Genomic DNA, 25,707 nt, shown 5'->3' with positions numbered 1-25,707 from the left:
TCGGCATGTTTCCAGTTTGTATTGCGTAAGGAAATCAACGATGACGAGCCTTCTCACGAACTCCGCTGCAATGGTTGCGCTGTCGACTCTCAACAGCATCAACATGCAGCTGAACGAGTCGAACAACCGCGTCTCCACGGGTCTCAAGATCCGCGAAGCGCAGGACAGCGCCGCCTACTGGGCGATTGCCACCACCACGCAGTCCGACAACGATGCCATGGCTTCCGTGAAGGACGCCCTGGCCATCGGTCGCTCGACCCTCGACGTGACCTACGCCGGTCTCGACGCGGTTCGCGAAAACCTGCAGACGATCAAGGAACTGATCGTTTCCGCCCGCCAGCCCGGCGTTGACCGCGTCAACGTTCAGACGCAGATCGCCGGCCTTCAGGCGGACATGACCAACAAGGCCAACGCCTCGGTCATGAACGAGCAGAACTTCCTCGCGATCGCCGACAGCGCGACCGAGAACACCACGAAGGCCGTGGTTGCCGGCTTCACCCGCTCGGCCACCGGCGTGTCGATCTCCACCATCGACCTCGACATCAGCGCTGTCTACCTGACGGACGGCAATGCCACGCCGACCGGTATCCTGGACCAGGATCGCACCTACGGCGCTGCCACCACCGCACTGACGTCCACCGCGCTCACCGTCGACATCAGCGCGTTGACCGACTCGGCCGATGATCTCACGATCCTCGAGCACTCCATCACCCTGATCGACACCGCGCTTATCGAGGTGACCACGGCGCAGAACAACGTGGGTGTGAACCTTGCCCGGGCGGAAACCCAGGAGACGTTCGTGAACGCGCTGATGGACGCCAACGAACGTGCCGTTGGCGCGCTGATCGACGCCAACATGGAAGAAGAATCCACCAAGCTGAGGGCGTTGCAGACACAGCAGCAGCTCGCCGTCGAATCCCTCTCGATTGCGAACGCCTCCGCTCAGAACGTTCTTGCCCTCTTCCGGTAAGACGGACTCCTGACCCTTTGAACGGCGCTTCGGCGCCGTTCTTCTCTGGAAAAGGCCGTGCTTTACAGCACGGCCTTTTTTTTCGTCCGCCCGCAACGCGAGCTGGCTTGCGCGGACCACCCCCTCCGATCGCCGGGCGATCCCGCCGAAGGGCTCACGCCGGATCTGCACCGTACCATCAGTTTGGTTATGCCAGATATCGAGCCGCGACAGCTTCAGCAAAGCTGACATCGTTATACCGCTTGTGTGTCGCAGGTTGGTCGGGCGAGTGCCCGCCGTGTCCGAATTTTAAGGGGCAGGAACGCCAAAGGCATGATGCCGTCCTGCAATGCCGTCCATCGGCATGTCTTTCGGGCAACCCCAGTTTTAGAGAAAGAAAGACGATGACGAGCCTTCTCACCAACGTCTCAGCGATGGTCGCACTCCAGACACTCAATCAGATCACGGCCGATCTGATCGAGACCAATGACCGGGTGTCGACGGGTCTGCGGATCCGGGAGGCGCAGGACAGCGCCGCCTATTGGGCGATCGCAACCACCACGAATTCCGACAACGATGCGCTGGGTGCCGTGCGCGATGCCATTGCGCTCGGCCGCTCGGTGTTCGACGTCGCCTACGCCGGTCTCGATACGGTGCGCAGCAGCGTCGACAAGGTCAAACAGCTCCTTGTTTCCGCGCGGCAGCCCGGCATCAACCGCTCGAACGTGCAGGAGGAGATTGCCGGTCTCCTCACCGATATGCGCACCAAGGCGAACGCGGCCGTCATAAACGAACAAAATTTTCTGGCCATCGCCGACAGCGCGACAGAGAACATGACGAAGTCCGTCGTCGCCTCATTCGAGCGCCAGGGCGGCACGGTTTCCATCTCCACCATCAACCTCGACATTTCCGCGGTCTACCTTGTCGATGGCGCCGCAACACCGACCGGCATCCTCGATATCGACCGCACCATCGGTGCCGCCGCCACAGCGGTCACCACGTCGATCCTGAACATCGACATTTCCGCGCTGACGGATTCAGCAGATGACCTCACCATTCTGGAAAACACGCTGGAGCTGGTCGACGACGCACTGACCGAGATCATCACCGCGCAGAACGCCGTGGGCGTCGGCCTTGCCCGCGCTGAATCGCAAATGTCCTTTGTCGAACTCCTGATGGACTCCAACGAGCGGGCCATTGGCGCCCTGGTGGATGCCAACATGGAAGAGGAATCGACCCGGCTGCGAGCGCTTCAAACCCAGCAGCAGCTGTCCGTCCAGTCGCTCGCCATCGCCAACACCTCGGCCCAGAGCATTCTTCAGCTCTTCCAGTAACAGCGCAATCAAGCGCCTTTCGCGAGGGCAAAAATCTCCCTCGGACGCCAGTGTTCAGCGTATATCCGCCGGTCGGACGCGTGGCCCTTGTTGGTCTGTCCGACCCGGCCGGATCTTTGCATTTTTGCGAAATTTCGCACGCCAATCCCAACCGCTGAAGCTCCTTGCAGACCCTGCGCGACCGCGCATCGGGGTCGTTTTCTGCGTTTGATGCGCGGTTTCACAACCACAATTTTCGGCGCGGGACTTGGCTTCCTCCTCCATCCCGACAAGTCACGCCACAGGTTGCTCGGCGAATATGGGATCGCGGGACTGAATGCGCCAATGACGCGTGCGCTGCCCGCATTTGGACAATCGTCGTTCAGTCATGAGGAGGGCCGATGACCGGCCGCGAACACGTCGAGCGAGTGCTCACAAATCTTAAGGACCTCGGTCCACGCCGGCTGACCGCGCTGGCCGCCATTGCGATCGCGACGCTTGTCGTGGTCGGCGTCGGCGCCAGCTACCTCGCCAAACCGCAACGCGAAGTGCTCTATACAGGGCTCGATCGTGAGGACGTGACGCGCATGGGCGGCGTCCTGTCCGAAGCGCAGATTTCCTACGATGTAGCGGCAGATGGCTCTGCCCTTCTCGTCAACCCGGCAGACACCGCCACGGCGCGGATGCTCCTTGCGGAAAATGGCCTGCCCAGCAGTCCAAACGCCGGCTACGAGCTGTTCGACAATATCGGCTCCTTCGGCCTCACCTCCTTCATGCAGGAGGTGACGCGGGTGCGCGCCCTTGAGGGCGAGCTGTCACGCACCATCCAGGGGATGCAGGGTATCAGCGCCGCACGGGTTCATCTGGTGATGAGCGACCGCGGGTCGTTCCGCCGCCAGCAGCGGCCGGCCTCCGCTTCCGTGGTCATCCGCTCGGATGGTGCGAAGGGCGATGCATCGGCAGATGCCATCCGCCACCTGGTGGCTGGCGCGATCCCCGGCATGGAGATTGGCGGGGTCACGGTTCTCGACACGCGGGGCGCCGTGCTGGCATCCGGCGATGATCCGCAGAACCAGTCCTCCGGCCGCCTGTCACGGCTTCAAAAAGAGACCAACGCGTCGCTCGAAGAGCAGATCCGCAAGACCCTCGTTCCCTTCCTGGGGGTGCAGAACTTCACCGTCAGCGTCACGTCCCGCCTCAACATCGACAGGATTGTCGAAAACGAGACGAGCTATGATCCCGATGGCGCCGTTCCGGTGTCGCGCCGCACGGTGCGCGAGGAAGAAAGCGCGGTGAACCGCAACCTCGACGAACCGGTGACGGTCCAGCAGAACATCCCGCAAGAGGAGCTCCCCGGTGAGGGCGGTGCCGATGCACGCGAGGATTCAAGTCGCCGCGAGGAGCTGACCAACTTCAACGTGCCCACCAAGAACGTGGAGCGGGTGCGGGACGGGTTTGCCATCGAGCGGCTTTCCATCGCGGTTCTCGTGAACCAGAGCCGGCTTGCATCGAACGCCGAGGGCGACGGCGCAATTCCGGTCGAGACGCAGCTTGCCGACATTCAGAACCTTGTGCGGACGGCAGCCGGTTTCTCGCAGGACCGGGGCGACCAGCTGGAGGTGGCGGCCATCCCGTTCGCGCCGGAGGAAGAAAGCCTCTATGCGCTGCCTGACGAAGGTTGGCTGGCGACCGTCAACCGCCAGATGGGCACGATCATCAACGCCGGCATTGTCCTGATCGTCGCCGTGTTGCTGATCTGGTTCGGCCTGCGGCCCGCAATACGCGCGCTGACGTCCGAGCCGCGCAGGGATCCGATGACCGAACTTCTGGCGCAGGCCGCCGGCGACGGCCAGCACGAGAAAGACGCATCGCCCGATAGCGAAATGAGCCTGATCGACAGTCTGAAGGCCAAGATGGGCAAGACGCCGCAGACCCGGCTCGAGCAGGTGGTCGACTACGACGCCCAGCGCACGGCCGATCTGATGCGCCAGTGGCTCCTCAATGCGGAAAGGGCCTAGCATGCGCAGCTTTGCCGATACGTTGCCGACGCTGCGCGACAGCCAGGCCCAGAGTGCACCGCCCCAGGCAGGCTTCGAAGCCGAAGCAATCCTCAAAGTCCTGGGTGCGGGGCAAAGGCCGGACGGTCGCCGTGAGGAACCGGACGTCGGCGGCAATCGTCATGCCGCCGCAACACAGAAGGCTGGGACGGCTTCCGTTTCCTATCGCCCTGAGCTGGCGCCGGCGAGCCCGGCACCGAACATCGGGGAGGCCGCGCTTTCCCGCGGCCCCATGCCGGCCCCTCGAGGGGCCGGCAGCGCACCCACCCGTTCTGTCAAAAACGCAATTCCCGCCATCGATACAGATATCGCCGACGGCGCAGCCTCGGCGGTGGACAAGGCCCGGTTGGAAGCGCGCGCTGCGGCGGAGCTGGAAATTGCCGCGGCGGCAGAGAAGGCGCGCGAGGACGCGGAAGCCGCCGCCGAGGTACGCCTCGAAGCTGAACGAACCCGCTGGGCGGAGGACGTGGCAGCATCCCTGTCCACCCAGCTCGATCAGGCCATTCAGGCCCTCCACGACCGGATTGCCGATGCTGCGGCCGCTGCGCTGGCGCCTGTTCTGGAGGAGGAAATGACCACCAAGGCGGTGGAGCGATTCAGCGACAGGATCGACACGCTCCTGTCTCGGGAAAGCCCGGCGCGAGCTGTGGTTGTTAAAGGTCCCCAGCCACTGATCGACGCGCTCGACGGATTGCGGACGGGAAAGAGCCCGTCCGTGCAGCTAGTCGTATCCGAGGACGCCGAGCTGACGGCGCGGATCAACGACACGTCGTTGCGCACCACGATCGGGATGTGGGCTGGCACCCTGACCACCAGTAGCGGGCCGCGCAATGTCACGAAATGACGAAATCATCGTAATTCGCCGACCGGATGAAGAAGCTGCGGCGAAGAAGGGCGGCGCGTGGAAGGTCGCACACGCCGACTTCATGACGGCGATGATGGCGTTCTTTCTGATCATGTGGCTGGTGAACGCGACGGATGAAGAAATCAAGAAGTCCATTGCGAACTACTTCAACCCGATGAATCTGATGGCAGCGCCCACCAGCGCGCGCGGGATCATGGACCCCACCGACGACGCGACCCCGCCCGACACCGCGGAAGAGGATGGCCAGCCCTCCGGCAACCGGCCGATGGGCTCCGCCACGCCTGGCGAAAAGGGCAGTGCCGACGGCGGCGGCAACGTTGAGGAAGGCAACGATCGCACCATGGCGTCGGCCGGCCGTCTGGAGGAGACCGACAACGCGGCCTTCAACGATCCCTATGCCGCGCTCGCTTCTGCGGCCTCCGATATCGATCCGGAGCAGCCGACCTCGGTGGACACACCGGATTCCACGCTCGGCACCGAAGGCGCTACAGCGCAGACCGACAACGCGCGCGACCCCTTCGACCCGGCCTATTGGCAGACCGTCCAGAGCAGACCGTCGCAGACCCTGCGGCCCGGCCGCTCGGGCTCGGCCGATGCACCGCCGGAGGGCGCCATCGTCGATGCCGGAGACGCAACACCGCGCGGCGAAGAAGCCGAACCCGGTCCCGGTGCGTATGCGTCTGCAGAAGATGGCGCCGGCGGCACGGAAGCTGCCGCACGGCGCGCTGCCGAGGCGATGGTCGCCATCACACAACCCGCCGCCACCAAGGCCAATTCATCGCAAGCGCCCGCAGACAGCGCGGCGCCAACGGCGCAGGCAGAGCAAGCAGCTGCAATCGGGGGCGCCGGGCCGCGTTCTTCGCTGGCGGAAGCGATCCTGGCCGAAGCCCAGGCCATGGGCGGCGTCTCGCAAGACACCGCACGGGAGAACGTTGCGGGTCGCACGCAAACAGCGACACAGTCCGCCGCAGAACAGGCCCGCCAGGCAATCCAGAAGGCGCTGTCCGATGTGGATGCCGACATTTCCGTCACAGCCGGGGCGCGCGCGGTGCTGATCTCCCTCACCGACGGGAATGCATTCTCGATGTTCCCGATCGGCTCCTCGGATCCGACGCTGGAGGCCACCGGCCTTTTCCAACGCGTCGGCAATGTGCTGGCAGCCAGAGACGGCACGATCGTTGTGCGCGGCCACACCGATGCACGCCCCTTTCGCGGCGGCACGTCCGACAACTGGACGCTGTCGTTCCAGCGTGCCCACGCCACAAAAAACGCGCTGGTGGATGGCGGCGTGCCGGAGCAGCGTTTTGCCCGCGTCGAAGGGCTCGCGGACCGCGAACCGGCGCGGCCTGATGACCCGTTGTCCGACGAGAACCGCCGTATCGAAATTCTGTACGAACCGTCGGAGGGCATCCAGTGACCCGGCGCAAGGAGAGACTGGCGTACAGCGTCGCCAGACCCGTGCTGGCGGCAGCGCTGCTCGCTGCGCCTGCACAGACCGCATTGGCGTTTGACCCGACATCGCCGGCGACCGCCAGCGCCCGGGCTGACACCGCTGATGAGCTCATGTTGAGCGTGCGCCGCTTGCTGGGCTTCACCCAAAGCGGACAGATGGAGATCATCCCCACGCACGGAACTGAGGCAGCGAACGCGGACAGGACGAGCGTTCTTGCCTTCGTCGAGCCGGCGGCGCCCCTGCCGTCCGTACGCGCAGTCTCCGCCGTTCCCGCCGCCCGCGCGGCGACGCAACCGGCTCCAGCCCCCACCCCGCCCGCGCGCCCTCGTCCACGCCCTCCTTTGGACACCGAGCAGCCACCCGCTGCCGCCACCCCGAGCAATGCTGACGGCACCGTGGAGACTGCCGCGCAAGGCATCAGCGAAGACCAAGCCGGTGTGTCGGCAAGCGCACCCCCATCAGACGACGCGGTGGCGGAGCAGACTGTGCAACCAAAGTCTGCCAGCGCTCCCATCGCCATGGCACCCGCCCCCCGGCCGCCCGAAAGAGCGGAGCCCGCCGAAATCGTGGCGCCTCTCCCTGTAGCCTCGCCCCGCGCTGCAGCGCGCGCCGCGGACGGCAAGCCAGATGCAATGACCACCCCCACGGCAGCGCGCATCACACTGCGGAAAAGCCCGCACCCCGAAACGCCGGAGCCCGTAATTGTGGCCGCCGCGCAGACTTCGGGTCCGGACGCTGCCAAGCTCACCCCGCCCATAGCTGAGGATAGGCGTCCGCCAATGCTCCTTGGCGGGCACGGGGTCTTGCCGGACGAGCCCACCTCGCTCCCGGCTACGGCGACCAGCGCGCTTTCGGAACCGGCCCCTGTTACACCCCCGGCCGATACAGATGCGAAGCCCGGTGATGCGGATCGCGGCGCAGCAGCCGAAATCACCGCCGTCCGCGAGCCGATCGTAACAATGCGGCTGGACGACGAGGTTACTGCGTCTCCACACCCCGGTGCATTCAGCAAGCCTGTGGCCGATGATCCGCAACTTGCGCAGACAGAAGCGGCGCCGCCTACCCCGGCGTTGACGGCCTCATCGACTGGTCCGCATCCACCCACTTATGTGCGTACGGCCGCAGCGACACCCGAACCGCAAAACACAATTTCGGCATGGAATGCTGTCGGCGGCGCGCTGACGGTTCCTTTTGTCGGCACAGCCCGTGCCGCTGCACCCACCCAGACCGAAAGTGTGGAAGAGGTGCAAAGCGCACTTCGCTCGATCCTCCCATACGACGGCATCACTGCGCCCGATGATGCTGAGGTGACCGATCTTGTCGGCCCCCGCCGGCCGCCCGTGCTGGTGGCCGCAGCATCGCTGACCAAGAAGCCGCCGCCCCCTGCAACCGTGACGCCCAGGGCAAAGCCGGACCTTGAGGCCAAGCCCGCCAACACGGACAGCGTTGCGCCCGAGCCTGCCGCTGCCGCTGAATCTGACGACCGAGACAACGCCGAAAGCGCCCCCGAGGTTGAGGTGGCCGCGCAGGTGCCGGAACCGGTCCCCACCGAGATCGTGAGCGGCGAAGATCCCGTCCCGGCAGACGACACCGAGCCTGCCGCTGAACCGGAAGACGCCGCAGCCGGCGGCCAGCTCGCCAATACCGAAGGCGGCACTGGCATACCGGAGGCTGAAACCGAGGCGGAAAAGCCAACTGGGCCGATTGACGTGCCCGAGGCCGACCATGGCGCAGACGATCATACGGCTGCGCCGGTTGACGCCGCCACCGCCGATACGAGCGCCCCAGCGGAAGCTGAAATGCCCACCGGGCCTGACACGGAAGCCACCGCAATCGCGCGGTCGGCTTCAGACGTCCCGAATGCCACAGAGGCTGAGGCTGAGGCTGAGGCTGAGGCCGAAGCGGATACCCAGGCCGAGGCAGAGACGCACGCCGAGACAGAGACGCACGGCGAGCCGGACGCTGACGGCGCATCAGAACCCCACGGTGATGAAGGCGAAGCGCACGCCAAGTCAGATGACCATGGGGGGGATGCGCACGCCAAATCCGACGGGCACGGCGGCGACGATGAAGATGGCGAGGCGGTGCCCGCAATCCAGCCCGCCAACGTCGATTTCACCGAGCCACCAAGGCTCCGGCCCATGCCCCGCCTCATGCGCACGATGAGCGCCCTGCAGGACGACATTGCCCTAGGGTCGAGCTCAGCGCTGGCAGCACAACGCATCATCGGGCAGCGGGTTTCCGAAGCGCTCAAGGCGGTTGCGGACGATGATTTCCGCGATCCGTTCATCGCGCGATCGCTCACGGCCTACGCCTTGACCGGGGGGATCCCCTCCGAAGTGCGTGCCGCGTACGACCGGGGCATCTTCGCGCCGCCCTATGACAAGCTTGTCGCCGGTGCGCTGGCTTTCATGGAAGGGCGCGAAGGCGATGCCGAGCGCCATTTCGGCGAGGTAGACCGCGCCGCTGTCCCCGCGACGCTCATCGGTCCGCTGGAGCTTGCCCTGGCCGCTCTTGCCGTGGACGAGGATCCGGACCGTGCCTTGGTGCACCTTGACCAGGCCCGCCTTGCTGCCCCCGCCACGCTGGTGGAAGAGGCAGCGCTCCGCCGCACCATCCTGATTGCAGCCGAGCAGGACGACCACAAACGGTTCGCAGACAGCACCGACCGCTACATGCGCAAGTTTCGGGGGTCCATTTACGCCGGCAACTTCCGCAAACGTTTCACGTCTGCGCTCACCAGAATGACAATGCTCGACCAACCGGGCGCATTCGACGAGCTTCAGATAATCCTCGAACCGATGACCGAGTCGGGCCGGCGCGAAGTGTTCCTGGAACTGTCCCGCACGGCGGTCGAGCACGGCAAGAGCACCGCCGGAACGGCTGCTGCACGGATCGCAATGCAGGGCGCTCCGGACGGTTCGCTGGCGCTCACCCGGGGCCGACTTTATGCAGCTGCCGCCGACGTCGTGAACCACGAAAAGACACAGGATGCACTCGACGTTCTGGAAGCCATTCCGGTCGATAATCTTGAAGATGCGGACGTGGCGCTGCGGCGTGCCGCAATCAGCCTTGGCCGTTCGGTGATCAATATCCCGCGCGCAGCGGACGCGTCAGCCCCTGATCCGAGCGCTCCGGGCGATTCGGCCACGGTTGATGTTGCATCCGTTGTTCCGGCCGTGGCCGCAGAGACGTTGCCGGTTCCCGACTCGATCATACCGGCCGGTGCCCTCACCGCACCCTTTGCCAGCGCGAGCCAGAACCAAGAGCTGGCTGGCGCGGGCAGCGAACCAGCCGAGGCCGACGAGCCCACCGCTCTGGAAGGCCGCGCCAGAGACATGCTTGCAAATATTGACGAACTTCTGAGGACAAGCGAATGAGCATGACGCCAAACGCAACGCTCCAGTTTCTGCTCGGGAGGCTGCCGGGCACGCCGCGAGGTGCGGTCCCGCCGGTTTCGCCGGAGTTTGCGGCCGTGCTCGCCGCAACCGCCGGCGAGGCGAACAGCGAGCAAGCACCACCGCGCCAGCCCCGCCTGTTGATGGCGTCGACAGCCGTTGCTGCGCCGGACCTCGGAACGACGGCGGCCGAACCTGGGGCGGACCCCGAGTCCGCAGCCTCCGATGCGCCAGAGCGTAAGGTCATTCTCAGCCGCCAGTTGCCAGCAGAACAGCACGCACGTGCGGGCGCTTCCTCCGTGGCCGATGCCGCACGGCCGCTCTACGGAACGATCCCGCCGGCAAGCGCGGCGGAGGCCAAACCGCTCACCGTTTCGCCCCCCAGCGACGGCTTGGGTGAACCCGTTGTCAGCCCGGTTCGGGGTGCTGCCATTGAGGACGCACCCGGTGAAGAGGCTGCGCCGCGGCGCGCGGCTGCCCCGGCACGGTTGGCGCAGGCGGTGTCGGCAGAGCCCCTGCCTCTGGCAACGCCATCGACCGCACCCCGGGATGAACCGGGAGATGCCCTCCTCCAGCGCCTTGCCCGCTATCTCACGGCAACGCCGGACGCGCCGGGCACGTCCCGGCCTGAGGCATCAGACGGGCAAGTCGCTGCCGCCCCGGCCAGCAACGCCCCAGGGCAAGCTCCCGCGACCGCCGTTGCGGCACCTCTTGGAGCCTTTTCACAGCCCGCACCGGCCGCACCGGCGGCGCCTGCCGCAGTAGCGCCGAAACCGCAGCCCCTGCCCCGTGCCGCGATGCGGGAGGTGCAGGCAGACCGTCAGAGCACATTACCGACGGAAGGCGACCGTACGGACGATGGGGTGGCGCCGACCCGGCGCGATGGGTTGCGCGAGCCTGTGCAGCCTCTCCGCCGCGGCGTCGCCAGTCACGCTGGCACTGCGGAAAAACCGGTGATCGGCCCGTCAACGGACGCGTTGACAATAACGCGGCGCGAGACCCATTTTGCGCCGGTGCGCCGCCCGGCCAGCGTCGACGCCCATTTGTGGACGCGAAACCCTGTCGCAGACACGGCGCCACCGCGCGAAACGCCCAAACCATCGTTCTCGGTGGTGGCAGATCAGGTCAAGCCTGCCATGGAACAGGCCCGCGCCGACCTTGAAACCCGTGCACCGCAATTGCTCCAGGCCCAGCAGGCCACTGCCGGTGGCAAGCTCATCGCACCGGTTCGGGTGATGGAGATATCGCTGCAGCCCGCATCGCTGGGTGCCCTCGCTGTCACCATGCGCATCACCGGGACGGGCCTGCGCGTGAGCATATCGGCGTCACAGCGCGAGACGGCAATGGCGCTGGAAGAAGACCTCGACAAGCTGACCGCGCTGGTGCGCGAAGCAGGGTTCGATCCCGATGCGGTCGAGGTGGTGTTTGGTGGCCCGTCGGTGAGGACGCAGGTCAGCTGAGGAGGGCCGCGCGCCTCTGAGGCTGTGCGGCTCTTCCAAACAGGAGCCGCAGCTCAGAGGCGGCGGAGCGCCGTTTCATCGGGGTCGCGCACGGCCTTGAGGGCGGCGTGGCGTTCGATGAGTCTCGGCAAGATGGCGGGGACGCTATCCACCACATCGTACGCCACGTCCCATTCGGGGCGGATGAAGCCGGCAGCCTTCATGTGGCCGATCAGCTCGGCAAGCGGGTCCCAGAACCCTTCGATGTTGGCGACGACGATGGGCTTCTCGTGCTGGCCGAGCTGGGACCAGGTCATCATCTCCACCAGCTCTTCCAATGTGCCGATGCCGCCGGGCAGCGCGACGAAGCCGTCCGACCGGTCGAACATCAGCCGCTTGCGGGCGTGCATGTCGTCGGTGACGACAAGCTCCGTCACCTCGCGCAGCATCACCTCCCGGTCATGCAGGAACTGCGGAATGATGCCGAGCACCTTGCCGCCTGCGCCCATTGCGGCGCGGGCAACACGGCCCATCAATCCCAGCGAACCCCCGCCATAGACGAGGTCTACACCGGCCTCAGCCAGGGTGCGGCCCAGCTCATCGGCAGCCGCGGCGAAGCGAGGGTCATTCCCGTCCGCCGAGCCACAATAAACGCAAACGCTATCAATCTCATTCATCGCTCAAAACTACCGCTTGTCGCCACCGGACGGAAGCTCCCAATTGGCGCACAGCAAGACCCGCGCCGGATTGCGTCCCTGTACACGCCACAACCCGCCGAACCACCTTAAAAAAAACGAGCCGCCCCGGTGGACCGGGACGGCTCTGACAACGACACAATGATGCGCCGAAGAGGATTGAGCCTAGTTTGCGGCGGGCGTTGCGGGTGCTGCCGGGGTCTCCGCATCGTTGATGATGAGCTGGGCATCATCGTCGAAATATCCGGTGAAATAGGCGGCACCGGCGGCAATGGCGAGAACGATCACAATGGTGATGACGATATTCGTGGCGCTCATGTCTGCTCCTATGCCCGCGCGGTAACGGCAGGCTCATTGGTCGATCGCCACATTGGCGGTCGAACACGGCGCCGTTGTGGCGCGCATCACCCAAACGCATGAACTGACGCCAAGTTCAACAAACTTTCGGCAATCTGCCTACTGAATAGCCAGTTCGACATCCGCCCGGGACAACATTTCGCTCAGCGCGATCCCGCCATCGTCCGTGATGAAACCGAAATCGACCGCTTGGCCGGGGGCGATGGCCGCATTCCAGACGGCGCTTTTCACCGTGACCCTGTCCCCCTCGTCCGACACCAGTACGGCGCTCCACAGCTCCGAAAGGTCAAACGGCAAATCCATGGAAAGCTGCCAGCCCTCCACCGGTGCGTCGGACACGTTCTTGATCACGACGTTGAAAAGCGCCCCGCTGCCCCAGTCGTTCTCTAGCACGAGATCCACCGTCAGCGCGGCGCTGTCGGCGCTATGGCCGGCCACCATCACCTGCGCCGCCGATGGTCTTTCCGCCGCAATCAGCCCCACAGCGCTCGCGCTGCGCACGACGGCATTCTCCGCCGAGGTCAATTCCAGCGTATAGCGGGCGGGGCCGAGCGCGGTTGCGCCGGGGGCCATGGCCACCTCCACGGTGGCCTCCCGCGCCCCTGCCGGAATGATCAGGTCGGCGCGTGCCATCCCTGCCGGCCCGCTCCCCTCCGGCCCGGTGATGAAACCAAGCCGCACATCCTTTGCCGCCGCTTCGGACAGGATGACCCGAAACTGCGCAACCCCTGCGGCAGCCCCGGCAACGCTGCCTGCCACATCCACAAAGGGAACGCTGTTTTGCGTACGCTGCTCATCATCGGTGATGATGGAAGTGCCGGACCCGCTGAGGGCGCCCGGCCCGTCGACGAAGAGGTAGAAGAATTCGTCCCCCTCCGCATCCGGGTCCGGCAGCACGGGGACCGATACGGTTTTTTCCAGTTCGCCCGGCGCAAACAGAAGCGAACCGGCGGTCGCCACATAATCGCTTCCGGCAACGGCGGTCCCGTCAGTGGTGGCAAATTTCAACTCGACGCCTTCGGGCGCGGGCGCTGCAAGGCGGACCGTGAAGACAGCGTTGTCATCGAAATTCGCCATCTCGCCGAAGGAGATCTCCGGCCGGGTCTCGCTCAAGAAAGGGTCGAGCAGCGACGTGACGGCGGTGCGCACCGTCGTCCAGTCATCTTCCAGAACGCCGCCAGTATCGCCAGAATTGGGGTTCAGCGACCACCAGAACCAGGGGATGTCATGGGTCTTTAGGTAGGCGGACAGCGCATCGGCCCAGTCGAGGTCCAGCTCGCCTATCAGCCTTGACCCCCACTCGCCCAGAAGCACAGGTGCAATCCCCTCCTCCACCAGATAGCCCCAGTGCTGGCGGAACACAGCGGTGAGGTTCGACCCGTCGGTGAACCAGTCCTGCGGATGGACCGATGCCGGATAGTCGTGCGGCGAGTAGACGACGCGGCCCGGCACATCGAGCACCACGGGATGGTCGCGGACACCTTCAAGATTGCCGCCCCACCAATAGGTGTTCTCGTCGTAGGTCGAGATGCCCTCCACCACGATCAGCCAGTCCGGCGCAATGCTGAGGACGGCATTGCCGATGCGCTCGGCGGCGGCCGCCCAGTCGGTGTCACTGCCATCACCCCAGGTGGCGGCATGCGGCTCGTTCATCAGGTCCGCACCAATCACGGCAGGCGCGTCCTTGTAGCGTTCGGCCATCGCGCGCCATTCGGCAATCACATCAGCCTCGCTGCGGCCATCGCCGTACCACAGGCCGTTGTCGTTGGGGCCGTCTCCCGTGTTGCCGCGGTGATAGTCGAGGAGGACGCGCAGGCCGATCCGGTCCGCATAGCCCACCACTGCATCCAGGATCTGTAGTCCGTTCAGGCCCTCAAGGTCGGGATTGAGGGCGTAGTCGATGCCGCTGGGGGTGCCGCCGTTGCGCGCCACCAGTTCGCCGGAAAACGGAACCCGCAACGTGTTGAACCCCAGCGACTTCGCCTCGTCCATCAGCTCGCGCCAGTTGCGCGCCCACAGGCCGTGGGGGGTGAAGATGTCACTCTCCAGGCCGAACCAGTTGATGCCGTGGATCTGCGCCGCGGCCCCTGCCGAATCGACAATGGCAGCGCCCCGGACCGAAAACGGCCCCGGCGCAAAATCATCCGCCGGCAGACCGGCGCGCGTGCCGGACGGTTCGAGCACCGTATCGCCTTCCACGAAGATGCCGCCGAAGGGGTCCTCCGGCTGGTCGGCATAGGTCAGCGATTGTTGGGACAGCCGCTCCGCATCGGGACCAAGCCCCCCGCCGGACGGGCTGACGGGGATTGCCGGCGCCGTGCCTGCGGCCGTTTGCGGCAGTGGCGGCGGGCCCGGCGTCGGCGGCACCGGCACCGCCTGAAGCGAATCGGCAGGCGGCGGCGCGGGTGCAGCCGGCACGGGTGCCGGCGCCGCGTCATTGGCAAGGTCTGCAGCGCCTTCGGCAACACGCAGCGCAAGCGGATCAAACGCGATCCCGCCATTGACCTGAACACCGAAATTGATGCTCTCGCCAGCCGCGACAGCGCTGTTGTAGTCGAGCGGACCCAGCGTGTAGCGCGTCCCCTCGCGGCCAAGCACCCGCGCGTTCCAGATGTTCGTGATCTCGCCGCCGAGGTCCACCGTCACTTGCCAGGCGCTGAGCGGCTGGTGCGCATCGAGCGCCATGTCGACGATGCCGCCCCGGCCCCAGTCCTGGCGGATCGTGCCACTGAGGTCAGCCTGGGCGCTGGTCAGGTCGGTCATGGCAAAATCATCCTTCGGCACATACGTGTGGCTGCCCTTTGCGCACCACCATAAAGGGTTCCATCGCCCTTACATCAACTGATCCCCGCAAAGAGTGCATCTTGAACAGATCTGCTCCTTGCCGGCGCAAGCCCGATGGCTTATGGCATGCGCCCAGTTGGCGACGTGGCGGAGTGGTTACGCAGCGGATTGCAAATCCGTGTACGCCGGTTCGATTCCGGCCGTCGCCTCCAACCCTTGCCGTAGGGGGTCTTCCCGCGGCGCAATCGTGCGGGAGATCGGCATGGGCGACGAGTCAGCAGTGCTGCGCACACGCATGGTCAACAACCAGCTTCGTACATTCGATGTGACGGACCACCGCGTGCAGGATGCCGTGCTGGACGTGAAGCGCGAAGACTATGTGCCGGCCGACCAGCGGATGATCGCCTATTCGGACGATGCGATCACCATTGCGCGAGACGAGATTGGCCGCCCGACCCGCACTATGACACGGCCGGCCGTTCTCGGCCGCCTTCTCCAGCAGGCGCAGATCACCGAGGACGATGTGGTGCTTCTGGTGGGCGCAGGTCGCGGTTACACGGCCGCGTTGATCGGATGCCTTGCAGGCTCCGTCATCGCGCTGGAATCGGATTCCGATCTTGCCGAGGCAGCCAGCACAACGCTCGAATACGAAGAGGTCACCAACGTTGCCGTCGTCGTCGGCCCGCTGACCGAGGGATATGCGACCGAGGCACCGTTTGACGTGATTTTCTGCGATGGCGCGATCATGACCGAGCCCACCACCCTGCTCGGCCAGCTGAAGGACGGCGGACGGCTGATCGCCATCGAGGGGGAAGGCCTTTCCGGCCGCGCCAAGCTCTACACGAAGGCCGCATCCGGCGTGTCCATGCGCTACGCTTTCAATGCCGCTGCAGGTCCTCTGCCCGGCTTCGCGCCGGCGCCCGAATTCGTCTTCTGACAGGATTTTGGTCCGCGCTTTTCTCTGGGCTGCGACAACGTGGCAGCGTCACGCACGCGGCCGTTGCGCAAATACCGCATCGGCGATCTCGCGCTCCCGACACACCCCGAATTCTCGATAAGGACCTTCCAAATCCTGGCGCGAAACGCCTAGTAGGACGGATGGTTCCATCGGGTTTTGAGGTGTGGCAATGACAGTCAGAAAAGGTGCGCTGGTGTGCGCTGCCGCGGCCGGGTTGCTCCTTGCCGGCCCTGTCAACGCGCAGACGCTGCGTGAAACGCTGAGCGCAGCCTACTCCACCAACCCAACTCTGAACGTCGCACGCTCCTCGCTCCGCTCGATTGACGAGAACATTGCGATCGCCCGGTCCCGCAACCGGCCCACGGTGACCGCGAATCTCAGCCAGAGCCTGCGGACCACACGCACGATCGGCTCCATCAACTCCGGTTCCCGTAGCGGGCCGACGGCAGTGCAGGTGCGCATCGCTCAGCCTCTGTTCGCCGGCTTCCAGGTCCGCAACTCCATCCGTGCAGCGGAAGCGGCTGTTAAGGCCGAGCGCAAGTCGCTGGAAAACACCGAACAGAACGTGCTTCTGGACAGTGCAACTGCCTTTTACGACGTTCTACTAAACCGCGAAGTGGTGCGTCTGCGCCAGAGCGACGTGGCGTTCCTGTCCCGGCAGACCACCGCTGCCCGCGATCGTTTCGAGGTTGGCGAAGGCACCCGGACCGATGTCAGCCAGGCCGAAGCCCGTCGCGCCGAGGCTCAATCTCTGCTGGACGAAGCCATTGCCAACCTCAGCACGACTGAGGCCACCTACCGCCAGCTCACCGGCCTTACTGCGGGCAATCTGGTCGACAACATCAACGAAGCAAGACTGCTGCCGCCGACACTGAACGCCGCCGTCACCCTTGGCCAGAACAGGCATCCGGCCATTCTGGCAGCGCTTTTTGCCGTCGATCAGCAGCTCTACAACGTGTCGGCGCTGGAAGGGCAATTCCTGCCCTCGCTGACGTTGAACGGCAGCGCCGGGACCACGTTCAATTCCACCAACCGCGTGAGCCAGTCGGACGACGCGACGCTGAGCCTCGACCTGACCGTGCCGATCTATCAGGGCGGCCGCGTGTCTGCCGAGGTGCGGCAGGCGAAGGAGAATCTGGGCACCCAGCGCATCCAGGTGGATCTCACCCGCGACGACGTTCGCCAGTTCACCGTATCGTCCTGGGCCAACTACACCGGCGCCCTGCGCTCGATCCAGAATTCACGCACCGGTGTGTTCGCGGCAAACCTTGCCCTTCAGGGCGTGATCGAGGAGCAGAAGGTCGGCCAGCGCACCACGCTCGACGTGCTGGATGCACAGCGCGATCTCATTTCCGCCCAATTGACGCTGGTCCTGTCCGAGCGCGACAGCTTTGTGGCGGCGTTCACGCTCATGTCCTCCATCGGATCGCTCAGCGCCGAGCGTCTCGGGCTGCGGGTGAGCTACTACCGCCCGGCCGAGCACACCGACCAGGTGCGCGACAAGTGGTTCGGCTTCCGCACACCGGACGGCCGCTAGTCGCGCCACCGGCGCCGGACGGCGATCACGCCTCCGGCATCGGCGTCATCGCGCCGAAGTCCGGTATGACCGCGCTGCCAAGCCCTGGCGTGTGGAGCGACCCCAGCGCCAGCTGCCCGTTCTCCACACGCAGCCGAACGGCATCGCCGTCTTTCCGGTAAAGGTCGCCGTGAGCGTCCACAAACGCATCGGCTTCCGCATCCGGCACCCCGGCCATGCCGCTGACATAATGGTGGCCGTTGCGCTCCACATGGGTGCAGCCGATGAGCGACGCGAGCGCCAGATCCTGCTGCAGGGCGATGCCGGCCTGCGTGGTGAGATCCTCTGCGGACATGAAATAGCGCTTCTCGCCCGCCATCTCGTTCCACATATCGCAGCGCGCGCGGTTGATGATGGCGCGATAAAAACCCTTGCAGGATTTTGACGAGATCCCCTGGTAGCCAAGGGCCTTGGCCGCCGGGAACGCTCCTACAAATCCGTCCGACTCGTCAATTTCCACGGGCTTGATGGCGGCCAGCGCCGCAATGTCGGTGGAAAGTGCGCTGGCCCGCGCAATGGGCTGCTCGATGAAAAGAATATTGTCCCGCAGGCGCGCAAGGTCCGGCTCGGCCGCGATCCTGTCCCAGAGCGCGACAACACCGGCGGCATCCTTGAACTGCTCGTTGCCATCCAGCGACACGGCATAATGCGGACATCGATCGATCACCGCGGCGATGGCCTTCAGCCGCGCCACGTCGGCGTCCACGTCGCCGCCAACCTTCAGCTTGAAGTGCGTGACGCCCGTCTGGGCAATCACCTCCTCCAGCGTTTCGGGGAGGCCGTCGTTCAGCCGGTCTGCATCGCTCTGATCGGCCGCAACCAGCGGGTCAACCATCCCCACCGTGTGGCGCAGTGAAATTGTCCGCGCCGGCACAAGGGTTTTGAGAAAATCGTCGAACCGGAAGCCTTCGAGGTCCGGCGCAGTTGCCGCGGAAATCCCGAGCCGGTTCTGGCGCACCGCATCGAAGACGCTGACGCCCTCGATCCGGCAGAGCGCGTCGATCAGCGCCCGGTCCAGCAGTGCAGGCCCGTAGGATGCCACGAGCGGCGGCAGGTCGTGCGTCGCCGCGGCGGCCTCGATGTCAGCAGCCTTCGCGGCATGGAGGGCAAAGGCGCGGGCCGGCGCCTCGTTCATGTAGGCAGCGCTGGCGTTGCGCAGCGCCTGGCGCAGCTGGTTGACATTGTCTTCGTTGGTGCGATCGGCAGACTTGTCGAACCATTTGGGGATCAGGAGTTCGGCGGAGATCCCCTCCCCCTCGCGACCGTCGGCGCAGCGGACATGCGCCTTCACAAAAACCTGGCGCGCTTCCCGCAGCGTGATGACGCCGAAGCGGAACGGCAACCGCAATCGCACCGGCCGCTCGCCAAAGGAAACATCAATAAGTTGAATGTCAGTCATGGTCGATCATCCCGCAGCGTTGTGAGGACACCTGCGGCGCGGGCCGCAGCCGCCATTCCGTCCGGCTCATACACAAACGGCTCGGCCGACACCCAGCCGTTGTAGTTTGTTTCCCGCAGGCTATCGAAGATCGGCGCAAATCGGAGCGCGCCCTCTCCCGGCCCCCGCCTGTTCGGATCGTTGACGTGGACGTGCTGGAGGACTCCCATGGGCATGAACTCGCGGATGATCCGGGCACAATCGCCACCATCGCGCGCAGTGGCGGCGGTATCGATCATGGTTTTGAGGCCGGGGCTTGCGACCTCGCTGACGACCGAAACAGCCTCTGCAACGGTGTTGATGTAGGCTGTCTCATCCGTCGACAACGGCTCGATGCAATAAACGACGCCGGCAGCCGCTGCAGCTTCGCCTGCGATGGCGAACGCGTCGCGCGCCCTTTGCCGGCTCGCCTCATCCTCTTTCCCGGCGATGACCCGCTGTGCCGGTGATCCGTGAACCAGAACGCCAGCGCCGACAGCGGCGGCAAAATCCACAAGCCGGCGCATCAGTTCATGGGTTCGATGCAGAACCGCCTCATCGCTTGTGGTGATCGACAGGCCTGAGGGCGCAGCCAGCAGCCAGTGCAGGGCGCAGCAGCTCAGCCCGTTCGCCGCCAGCGTGCTCCGGAGCCTGGCTGCATCGGAATCGGTCAGGTGTTCGGGGTTCTCGGCCAGGGTAAAAGGGGCAAGTTCAAGCCCGTCAAACCCCACCGCGGCCGCGAACGCGCATTGGCGGTCAAACGGCAGTTCGCGGAGAACCTCATTGCACAGTGCAATCTTCAAGCGACGTTCCATCCCGATGTTGTTCTTGTAACCGGGAGGTTACGTCGTTCTCAGGCCTCGATGCAATGTCTGGTCCGGGCTGATCTGTATCTTGACGCATCCGAACTCACAGGCGGGAGCGTGTCGGACGTTTGATCGCCTGCTGGACCTGCAGCGCGTTCACGCAGAGTTTCGCGAATGTTGCGCCCGCGGCGCCGGGGCCGGACGAGAAGAGCCCGGCCGGGCGCTCGCAGACCTGGTCATTTCAGGGGCGACGGTCGAAGTTGTTGTGCGACTGAAGATGCCGGGCGGTGGGAAGCGACGGGATGACGTCCCCGTCGTCCGTGGTGACGATGGACAGACTGGGACGTTTGGCTCGCGGGCTCTGATCCGGCAGGATTTCGCAAGGCGCGCGGTCACCGATGAACGAATAACCGGCAAAGCGCTTGGCATCGATCACGTCATACCCCAACTGCTGGCGCAGCTTCTTCCGCAATTTCGAGATGTGGCCCTCGATGACGGTTTCGTCGACGCTTTCGTTGAAGAGACCATAGATGGCGTTGAACAGCTGGGACTTGGTGATCCGCCGCCGCCGGTTGCGTGCAAGATATTCGAGGATCTGGCGTTCCCGGCGGGGCAACTCGATGGGCTCGCCATCAATCGTGGGGTCCCGCAGGTCGAAATAGACGACGAGACGGCCAAAATTGGCCTCCTGGCGGCTTTCGGTCGACCGGCGCCAGATGGCATTGGAGCGCGCGATCAGTTCCTTGACGGGCGCTGGCTTCTTCACAACGTCGTCAACGCCGGTATTGAAGAGCGTCAACGTTTCATCGAGGCCACGTTCTTCTTTCAGTGCGATCAGCGGGGTTTTCCCCCGCGCGCGGATAAGCATCGGGATGGTCATTCGCTCCTCGGTCTCGCCGAGGATAACGGCCTGGATTGCGCTGACATCCTCGTCGGACAGGGTTGTCAGCCAGTCTGCGAAATCGCGGCCTGCAAAGGTCGTGCACGCGAGACCCTCGCGCTCAAAACCAGCCTTGTAACCTGTCGCGACGACGTCGCGGGAGTCGATGACGATGTACATCGGCCTACTTTCCGCCGAGCGCACGCGCCCAGCTTTAGTGGTTTAACCTTGAGGGAATGACGGACTTGTCTGCCCCGACCGGCTCGGGACATCGCCACTATAGACCAGTGGAAAGTGAACACAACCATATTTACACTTTATTAGTGCATTTCACTCACACTGATTCGCGGCTGCGTCCCGACCCGGTTCGACGAGGCCTTCCAATCAGGCAGGCTGGAAGACAGACTCGATTTTCCCTTTCAACGTCTGCGCGTTGAACGGTTTCACAATGTAGTTGTTCACGCCGGCTTCCTTGGCGGCCACCACGTTTTCGGACTTCGCTTCCGCCGTCACCATGATGAAGGGGATGTGCTTGAGCGCATCGTCGGCGCGCACCTTCTGGAGCAGCTCGTAACCGGTCATCGGCTCCATGTTCCAGTCGGAAATGATCAGCCCATAATCCTTCTGGCCCAGCTTGACCAACGCTTCGGATCCGTCAGATGCATCATCAACATCAGTAAAGCCGATTTGCTTCAGCAGATTTTTGATAATACGAACCATCGTCTTGTAGTCGTCGATTACCAGAACCGACATATTCAGATCGAGGGACATTACTCATCTCCGTTGTTTCCACCGCCTCGAAAGACGACAAATCTCGCGTAGCCAATCTTTAGTCGGTCCAACTTGCGCGAAACTGTGTCGCCACTATCGCTCTCGCTGCAATTCGCAACTTATAGGTTGTAAGGCGTCATCTCGCGTGTATTGTTGGATTGTGTCGCCGGTTCAATCGGACGCACGCGTCTGTCGGCTGAGATGGAGATTGCGATGAGACGGTTTCGCGCGGAACTCTTCGAAGGACCCAGGAGCCATGGCAGCAAGCCGCCGCCTCCGCCGATGTCGTCCCACGTCGACGGCATTTTGGCGGAGCTCAATGCGCTGCGCGCGCAGAATGCCGAGGCCAAGACCAATGTGGTCAGCCAATCAATCGAAAGTGCCATCGCGGTCTGGAGCGGCGTCGAGGATATTCAGACTCGCCTGGAGGTCACGAAATCCGAAATCTCTGCTCTGCAGGCCAAGGGTGTCGCATCCAACGAGGCGACCAGCCGCACAACCGATGAGTTGCGTGCGGTTGTCACCGGAACGGAAGAGGCTACGGACACGATCCTTGCCGCAGCCGAAGCGATCGACGATGCAGCGCAGCGCCTCGCCTCCAATTCCGACGCCGCCATAAAGGCGGACGGTGAGAAGATCAGCGAAGCGGTGATCCAGATCTTCGAGGCGTGCAACTTTCAGGATATTAGCGGCCAGCGCATCAGCAAGGTCGTCGAATCCATGGGCTTCATCGAGGAGCGCATCGCGTCGATGGTGGACGTCTGGGAGACCATCAAACTCGCCCGCGAGAAAGGCACGCCCACTGCCGTCGCTGCGCCCGAACCCAAGGCGCACGATCCGGAAGGGCTGCTCAACGGGCCTTCTTTCAAGGATGACCCCGGCGTGGTCAACCAGGACGACGTGGACGCCATGTTCCCCTGAAAGACGTGGCCTGCGCAAAAGGCCACGCAACCAGCTTCGACTTAGCAAAGCAAAGGGGCTGAAGCTCTCGGACGGTGATCACCCTATCCGAGAAAACAGCGCCTTGCGCCGTGGTTCATCTCTCAGAAAAACCGATCAAATTGCGAGTTACCGCGCAGAGCAAGCGCGGCTGAAACCGTTTATCGGTCGTCATGAAAAAGATGGCGGTGCGTTTCAGCCAGCGTGGCTGCGGTCCACTCGTGGTTTTGCGAACGGCAGCATGCAGGGCGCAATACCAGCGCGCCGAAGCGGGCAGGAGCGCCACGGACATCCGGCGTGCCGCCGGGACTTCCGGGACGACGCGCGGCTCACCTGTGAGGCGAACGAGGTGAGCAAGAGGCGGTAAGATTGCGAAGACCGGCACCGCGGAAACAGTGCCGGCCGCGCAGCAGACGCAACAGCCGGATCAGGCCGTGTACGTGACGGCTTTCACCGCGTCGATCACTTCGCCAACGTTGGGCAGGGCGAGCTTCTCGAGGTTGGCGGCGTACGGCATCGGCACATCCTTGCCGGTGACACGCATGACCGGCGCGTCCAGGAAGTCGAACGCGTGGTGCATCAGCTGGAAGCCGATTTCCGACGAGATCGAGCAGACCGGGAACGCCTCTTCCACCACAACGCAGCGGTTGGTCTTGCGGACCGACTTGATCACCGTTTCCATGTCGAGCGGCCGCAGCGAGCGCATGTTGATGACCTCGGCGTCGATGCCCATCGCCGCCAGTTCGGCGGCAGCCTTCATGGCGTAGGTCATGCCGATGCCGAACGAGACGATGGTCACGTCGCGGCCCTTGCGCTCCACCTTGGCCTTGCCGATGGGCAGAACCAGATCGTCCACCTTCGGCACGTCGAAGGTCTGGCCGTAGAGGATCTCGTTTTCGAGGAAGATCACCGGGTTGGGATCGCGGATCGCGGCCTTGAGCAGGCCCTTCGCGTCGGTTGCCGAATACGGCATGATCACGCGGTGGCCGGGGACGTGGGCGTACCAGGACGCATAATCCTGGCTGTGCTGGGCGGCAACGCGGGCAGCGGCACCGTTGGGGCCACGGAACACGATCTGGCACTTGATGAAGCCGCCGGACATGTAGTGCGTCTTGGCAGCCGAGTTGATGATCTGGTCGATCGCCTGCATGGCGAAGTTGAAGGTCATGAACTCGACGATGGGCTTGAGGCCCGCGAAGGCCGCGCCGACGCCAAGGCCGGTAAAGCCGTGCTCGGTGATGGGCGTGTCGACCACGCGGCGCGCGCCGAACTCGTCCAGCAGACCCTGGCTGACCTTGTAGGCGCCCTGGTACTCGGCGACTTCTTCGCCCATCAGGAAGACGTCCTCGTCGCGGTGCATTTCTTCCAGCATCGCGTCGCGGAGCGCCTCGCGCACCGTGATCTGCGTCATCTCGGTGCCTTCGGGGAAGTCGGGCTCATCGGGCTGGTCGTCCGGCAGCCTGATGCCGGCAGGCGCGGCCGGCGGACGCGGCGCATCGGCCGACAGGCTGCCCTGCGGTCCGGGCCCGTCCTTCACGAGGCTGGTGCCGGAGACTCCGCCGGGCGCATCGGCCTTGGCGCCGGTGTCCTCAGCATCGGTCGCGGCACCCTTGGCGGGGCCACTGCTTTCGCCGATGTCGCTTTCGCTCTCGCCTTCGGCGAGCAGCACCGCGATGGGAGTGTTGACAGGGACGCCCTCGGTGCCTTCCTCGATGAGGATCTTGCCGAGCTTGCCTTCGTCGACCGCCTCGACCTCCATGGTCGCCTTGTCGGTCTCGATTTCGGCGATGATGTCGCCGGCTGCCACGTCGTCGCCCACGGCTTTAAGCCATTTTGCGAGTTTGCCCTCCTCCATGGTCGGAGAGAGCGCGGGCATCAGAATTTCGGTGGGCATATTGTTGTCTTCTTCAGTGTCCGCAGAGCGCGTCGTCGAGGATGGCGGCGTGGCCTTTGCGGACCATCACCGTACGATATCCGTCCAGAGCTCCGACGGATCGGGCTCGGGCTCGCTCTGTGCGAATTCGGCAGCGGTGTTCACTTCCTCGCGCACACGCTTGTCGATAGCCTTGATCTCGTCCTCCGCCACCTTGTGCTTGGAGAGGAGGATTTCGCGCACATGCTCGATGGGGTCGCGCTTCTGACGGAACTCGTTCACCTCGTCGCGGGTGCGGTACTTTGCCGGGTCGGACATGGAGTGACCGCGGTAGCGGTAGGTGAGCAGCTCCAGAATGTAGGGGCCCTTGCCAGTGCGGGCATGCTCAAGCGCCTTGCCCACTTCCTCGCGCACGACCTCGACGGACATGCCGTCCACCTGCGCGCCCGGAATGCCGAAGCTGGCGCCGCGCTGCGACAGGTCGGTGTTGGCGGAGGCGCGCTCGACCGAGGTGCCCATGCCGTACTTGTTGTTCTCGATCATGTAGACGACCGGGATCGACCAGAGCTTGGCCATGTTGAAGCTCTCGTAGACCTGGCCCTGGTTGGAGGCCCCGTCCCCGAAATAGGTCAGCGCCACGGCGCCATTCTCGCGGTAGCGGTTGGCAAAGCCGATGCCCGTGCCGAGAGAGACCTGCGCGCCGACGATGCCGTGTCCGCCGAAGAAATTCTTCTCGACGGAGAACATGTGCATCGAGCCGCCCTTGCCCTTGGAGTAGCCGGACGACCGCCCCGTCAGCTCGGCCATGACACCCTTGGGGTCCATGCCGGTGGCCAGCATGTGACCATGGTCGCGGTAGCCGGTGATGACCTGGTCACCCTCCTGCATCGCCATCTGCGCGCCGACGACAACGGCTTCCTGGCCGATGTACAGGTGGCAGAACCCGCCGATCAGGCCCATGCCGTAAAGCTGGCCGGCCTTCTCTTCAAACCGCCGGATGAGGAGCATGTCCTCATACGCACGGCGGTAATCGTCTGCCGAAAAACTCTTTTTGGCAGACGGCTCGGCCGCAGCGGCTTTCCCGTCCGCGTTGGCCTTGGCTTCGGCTTGCATCATTTTCCCCGCACTCAGTCGTCTCTATAGATTCTGGACACTAGCTCACCGGACCGCTCGGTAA

At 64.5% G+C, this 25,707-nt stretch carries 19 protein-coding genes and 1 tRNA gene; 11 read left to right on the top strand and 9 right to left on the bottom strand.

The genetic code is table 11. The features are described from left to right. The first annotated feature begins 40 nt into the window (after positions 1-40). The 7 genes from RDV64_RS17195 to RDV64_RS17165 all read left to right on the top strand — a co-directional run bounded on the left by RDV64_RS17195 (position 41) and on the right by RDV64_RS17165 (position 11,495). Positions 41-970: a flagellin gene (locus RDV64_RS17195; protein WP_309196189.1), complete on the top strand. Its 930-nt coding sequence runs from the start codon at positions 41-43 to the stop codon at positions 968-970. Positions 971-1,353: 383 nt separating this feature from the next. After that, positions 1,354-2,283, top strand: coding sequence for a flagellin (locus RDV64_RS17190; protein WP_309196188.1), 930 nt, complete (start codon positions 1,354-1,356; stop codon positions 2,281-2,283). A 380-nt stretch (positions 2,284-2,663) separates the two neighbouring features. Then, a complete protein-coding gene (gene fliF / locus RDV64_RS17185) occupies positions 2,664-4,280 on the top strand; it encodes a flagellar basal-body MS-ring/collar protein FliF (protein ID WP_309196187.1) in 1,617 nt (538 codons plus the stop codon). Between the two features lies 1 nt (position 4,281). After that, positions 4,282-5,163 carry a hypothetical protein gene (locus RDV64_RS17180; RefSeq protein ID WP_309196186.1) on the top strand — a complete coding sequence of 294 codons (882 nt, stop codon included), beginning with the start codon at positions 4,282-4,284 and terminating at the stop codon, positions 5,161-5,163. Beyond that, positions 5,150-6,601, top strand: coding sequence for a flagellar motor protein MotB (locus RDV64_RS17175; RefSeq protein ID WP_309196185.1), 1,452 nt, complete (start codon positions 5,150-5,152; stop codon positions 6,599-6,601). Before RDV64_RS17180 ends, RDV64_RS17175 begins: the two co-directional genes overlap by 14 nt. 668 nt (positions 6,602-7,269) lie before the next feature. Then, positions 7,270-10,017 carry a hypothetical protein gene (locus tag RDV64_RS17170; protein ID WP_309196184.1) on the top strand — a complete coding sequence of 916 codons (2,748 nt, stop codon included), beginning with the start codon at positions 7,270-7,272 and terminating at the stop codon, positions 10,015-10,017. Next, a complete protein-coding gene (locus tag RDV64_RS17165) occupies positions 10,014-11,495 on the top strand; it encodes a flagellar hook-length control protein FliK (RefSeq protein ID WP_309196183.1) in 1,482 nt (493 codons plus the stop codon). Before RDV64_RS17170 ends, RDV64_RS17165 begins: the two co-directional genes overlap by 4 nt. Before the next feature lie 53 nt (positions 11,496-11,548). Here the strand turns inward: RDV64_RS17165 and RDV64_RS17160 are convergent, their stop codons facing one another. From RDV64_RS17160 to RDV64_RS17150, 3 genes are all read right to left on the bottom strand, one after another. Further along, complete coding sequence (locus tag RDV64_RS17160; protein WP_309196182.1) at positions 11,549-12,151, bottom strand: TIGR00730 family Rossman fold protein; 603 nt, start codon at positions 12,149-12,151, stop codon at positions 11,549-11,551. A gap of 183 nt (positions 12,152-12,334) precedes the next feature. After that, positions 12,335-12,487 (bottom strand): hypothetical protein, encoded by a 153-nt coding sequence (locus tag RDV64_RS17155; RefSeq protein WP_309196181.1) that lies wholly within the window; start codon positions 12,485-12,487, stop codon positions 12,335-12,337. A gap of 138 nt (positions 12,488-12,625) precedes the next feature. Next, a complete protein-coding gene (locus RDV64_RS17150) occupies positions 12,626-15,289 on the bottom strand; it encodes a cellulase family glycosylhydrolase (protein WP_309196180.1) in 2,664 nt (887 codons plus the stop codon). A gap of 159 nt (positions 15,290-15,448) precedes the next feature. Between RDV64_RS17150 and RDV64_RS17145 the strand changes: the two genes are divergently transcribed. The 3 genes from RDV64_RS17145 to RDV64_RS17135 all read left to right on the top strand — a co-directional run bounded on the left by RDV64_RS17145 (position 15,449) and on the right by RDV64_RS17135 (position 17,805). After that, a tRNA-Cys gene (locus tag RDV64_RS17145) sits at positions 15,449-15,522 on the top strand. 50 nt (positions 15,523-15,572) lie between these two features. Next, positions 15,573-16,247 (top strand): protein-L-isoaspartate O-methyltransferase, encoded by a 675-nt coding sequence (locus RDV64_RS17140; RefSeq protein WP_309196179.1) that lies wholly within the window; start codon positions 15,573-15,575, stop codon positions 16,245-16,247. A 190-nt stretch (positions 16,248-16,437) separates the two neighbouring features. After that, a complete protein-coding gene (locus RDV64_RS17135) occupies positions 16,438-17,805 on the top strand; it encodes a TolC family outer membrane protein (RefSeq protein WP_309196178.1) in 1,368 nt (455 codons plus the stop codon). Between the two features lie 25 nt (positions 17,806-17,830). Here the strand turns inward: RDV64_RS17135 and RDV64_RS17130 are convergent, their stop codons facing one another. The 4 genes from RDV64_RS17130 to RDV64_RS17115 form a co-directional block, all read right to left on the bottom strand. After that, complete coding sequence (locus tag RDV64_RS17130) at positions 17,831-19,243, bottom strand: enolase C-terminal domain-like protein (RefSeq protein ID WP_309196177.1); 1,413 nt, start codon at positions 19,241-19,243, stop codon at positions 17,831-17,833. Further along, entirely contained in the window at positions 19,240-20,076 is an 837-nt protein-coding gene (locus tag RDV64_RS17125) for a sugar phosphate isomerase/epimerase family protein (RefSeq protein WP_309196176.1), read from the bottom strand. The genes RDV64_RS17130 and RDV64_RS17125 overlap by 4 nt, the downstream gene beginning before the upstream one ends. Before the next feature lie 232 nt (positions 20,077-20,308). Then, a complete protein-coding gene (locus RDV64_RS17120; protein ID WP_309196175.1) occupies positions 20,309-21,127 on the bottom strand; it encodes a response regulator transcription factor in 819 nt (272 codons plus the stop codon). A 204-nt stretch (positions 21,128-21,331) separates the two neighbouring features. Then, complete coding sequence (locus RDV64_RS17115; protein ID WP_309196174.1) at positions 21,332-21,718, bottom strand: response regulator; 387 nt, start codon at positions 21,716-21,718, stop codon at positions 21,332-21,334. Positions 21,719-21,931: 213 nt separating this feature from the next. On the opposite strand from RDV64_RS17115, the gene RDV64_RS17110 reads away from it, so the two are divergent. Further along, complete coding sequence (locus RDV64_RS17110; RefSeq protein ID WP_309196173.1) at positions 21,932-22,639, top strand: protein phosphatase CheZ; 708 nt, start codon at positions 21,932-21,934, stop codon at positions 22,637-22,639. Positions 22,640-23,084: 445 nt separating this feature from the next. Here the strand turns inward: RDV64_RS17110 and RDV64_RS17105 are convergent, their stop codons facing one another. Both RDV64_RS17105 and pdhA read right to left on the bottom strand, forming a co-directional pair. Further along, positions 23,085-24,551, bottom strand: a complete 1,467-nt coding sequence (locus RDV64_RS17105) for a pyruvate dehydrogenase complex E1 component subunit beta (protein WP_309196172.1) — start codon at positions 24,549-24,551, stop codon at positions 23,085-23,087. A gap of 66 nt (positions 24,552-24,617) precedes the next feature. After that, entirely contained in the window at positions 24,618-25,643 is a 1,026-nt protein-coding gene (pdhA, locus tag RDV64_RS17100; protein WP_309199538.1) for a pyruvate dehydrogenase (acetyl-transferring) E1 component subunit alpha, read from the bottom strand. Positions 25,644-25,707 lie beyond the last annotated feature (64 nt).

This window comes from Acuticoccus sp. MNP-M23, assembly GCF_031195445.1.
In the GTDB taxonomy this organism is placed as follows: Bacteria; Pseudomonadota; Alphaproteobacteria; order Rhizobiales; family Amorphaceae; genus Acuticoccus.
The sequence above is the reverse complement of the archived record's forward strand: the minus strand, read 5'-3'. Positions and strand labels throughout refer to the sequence as shown.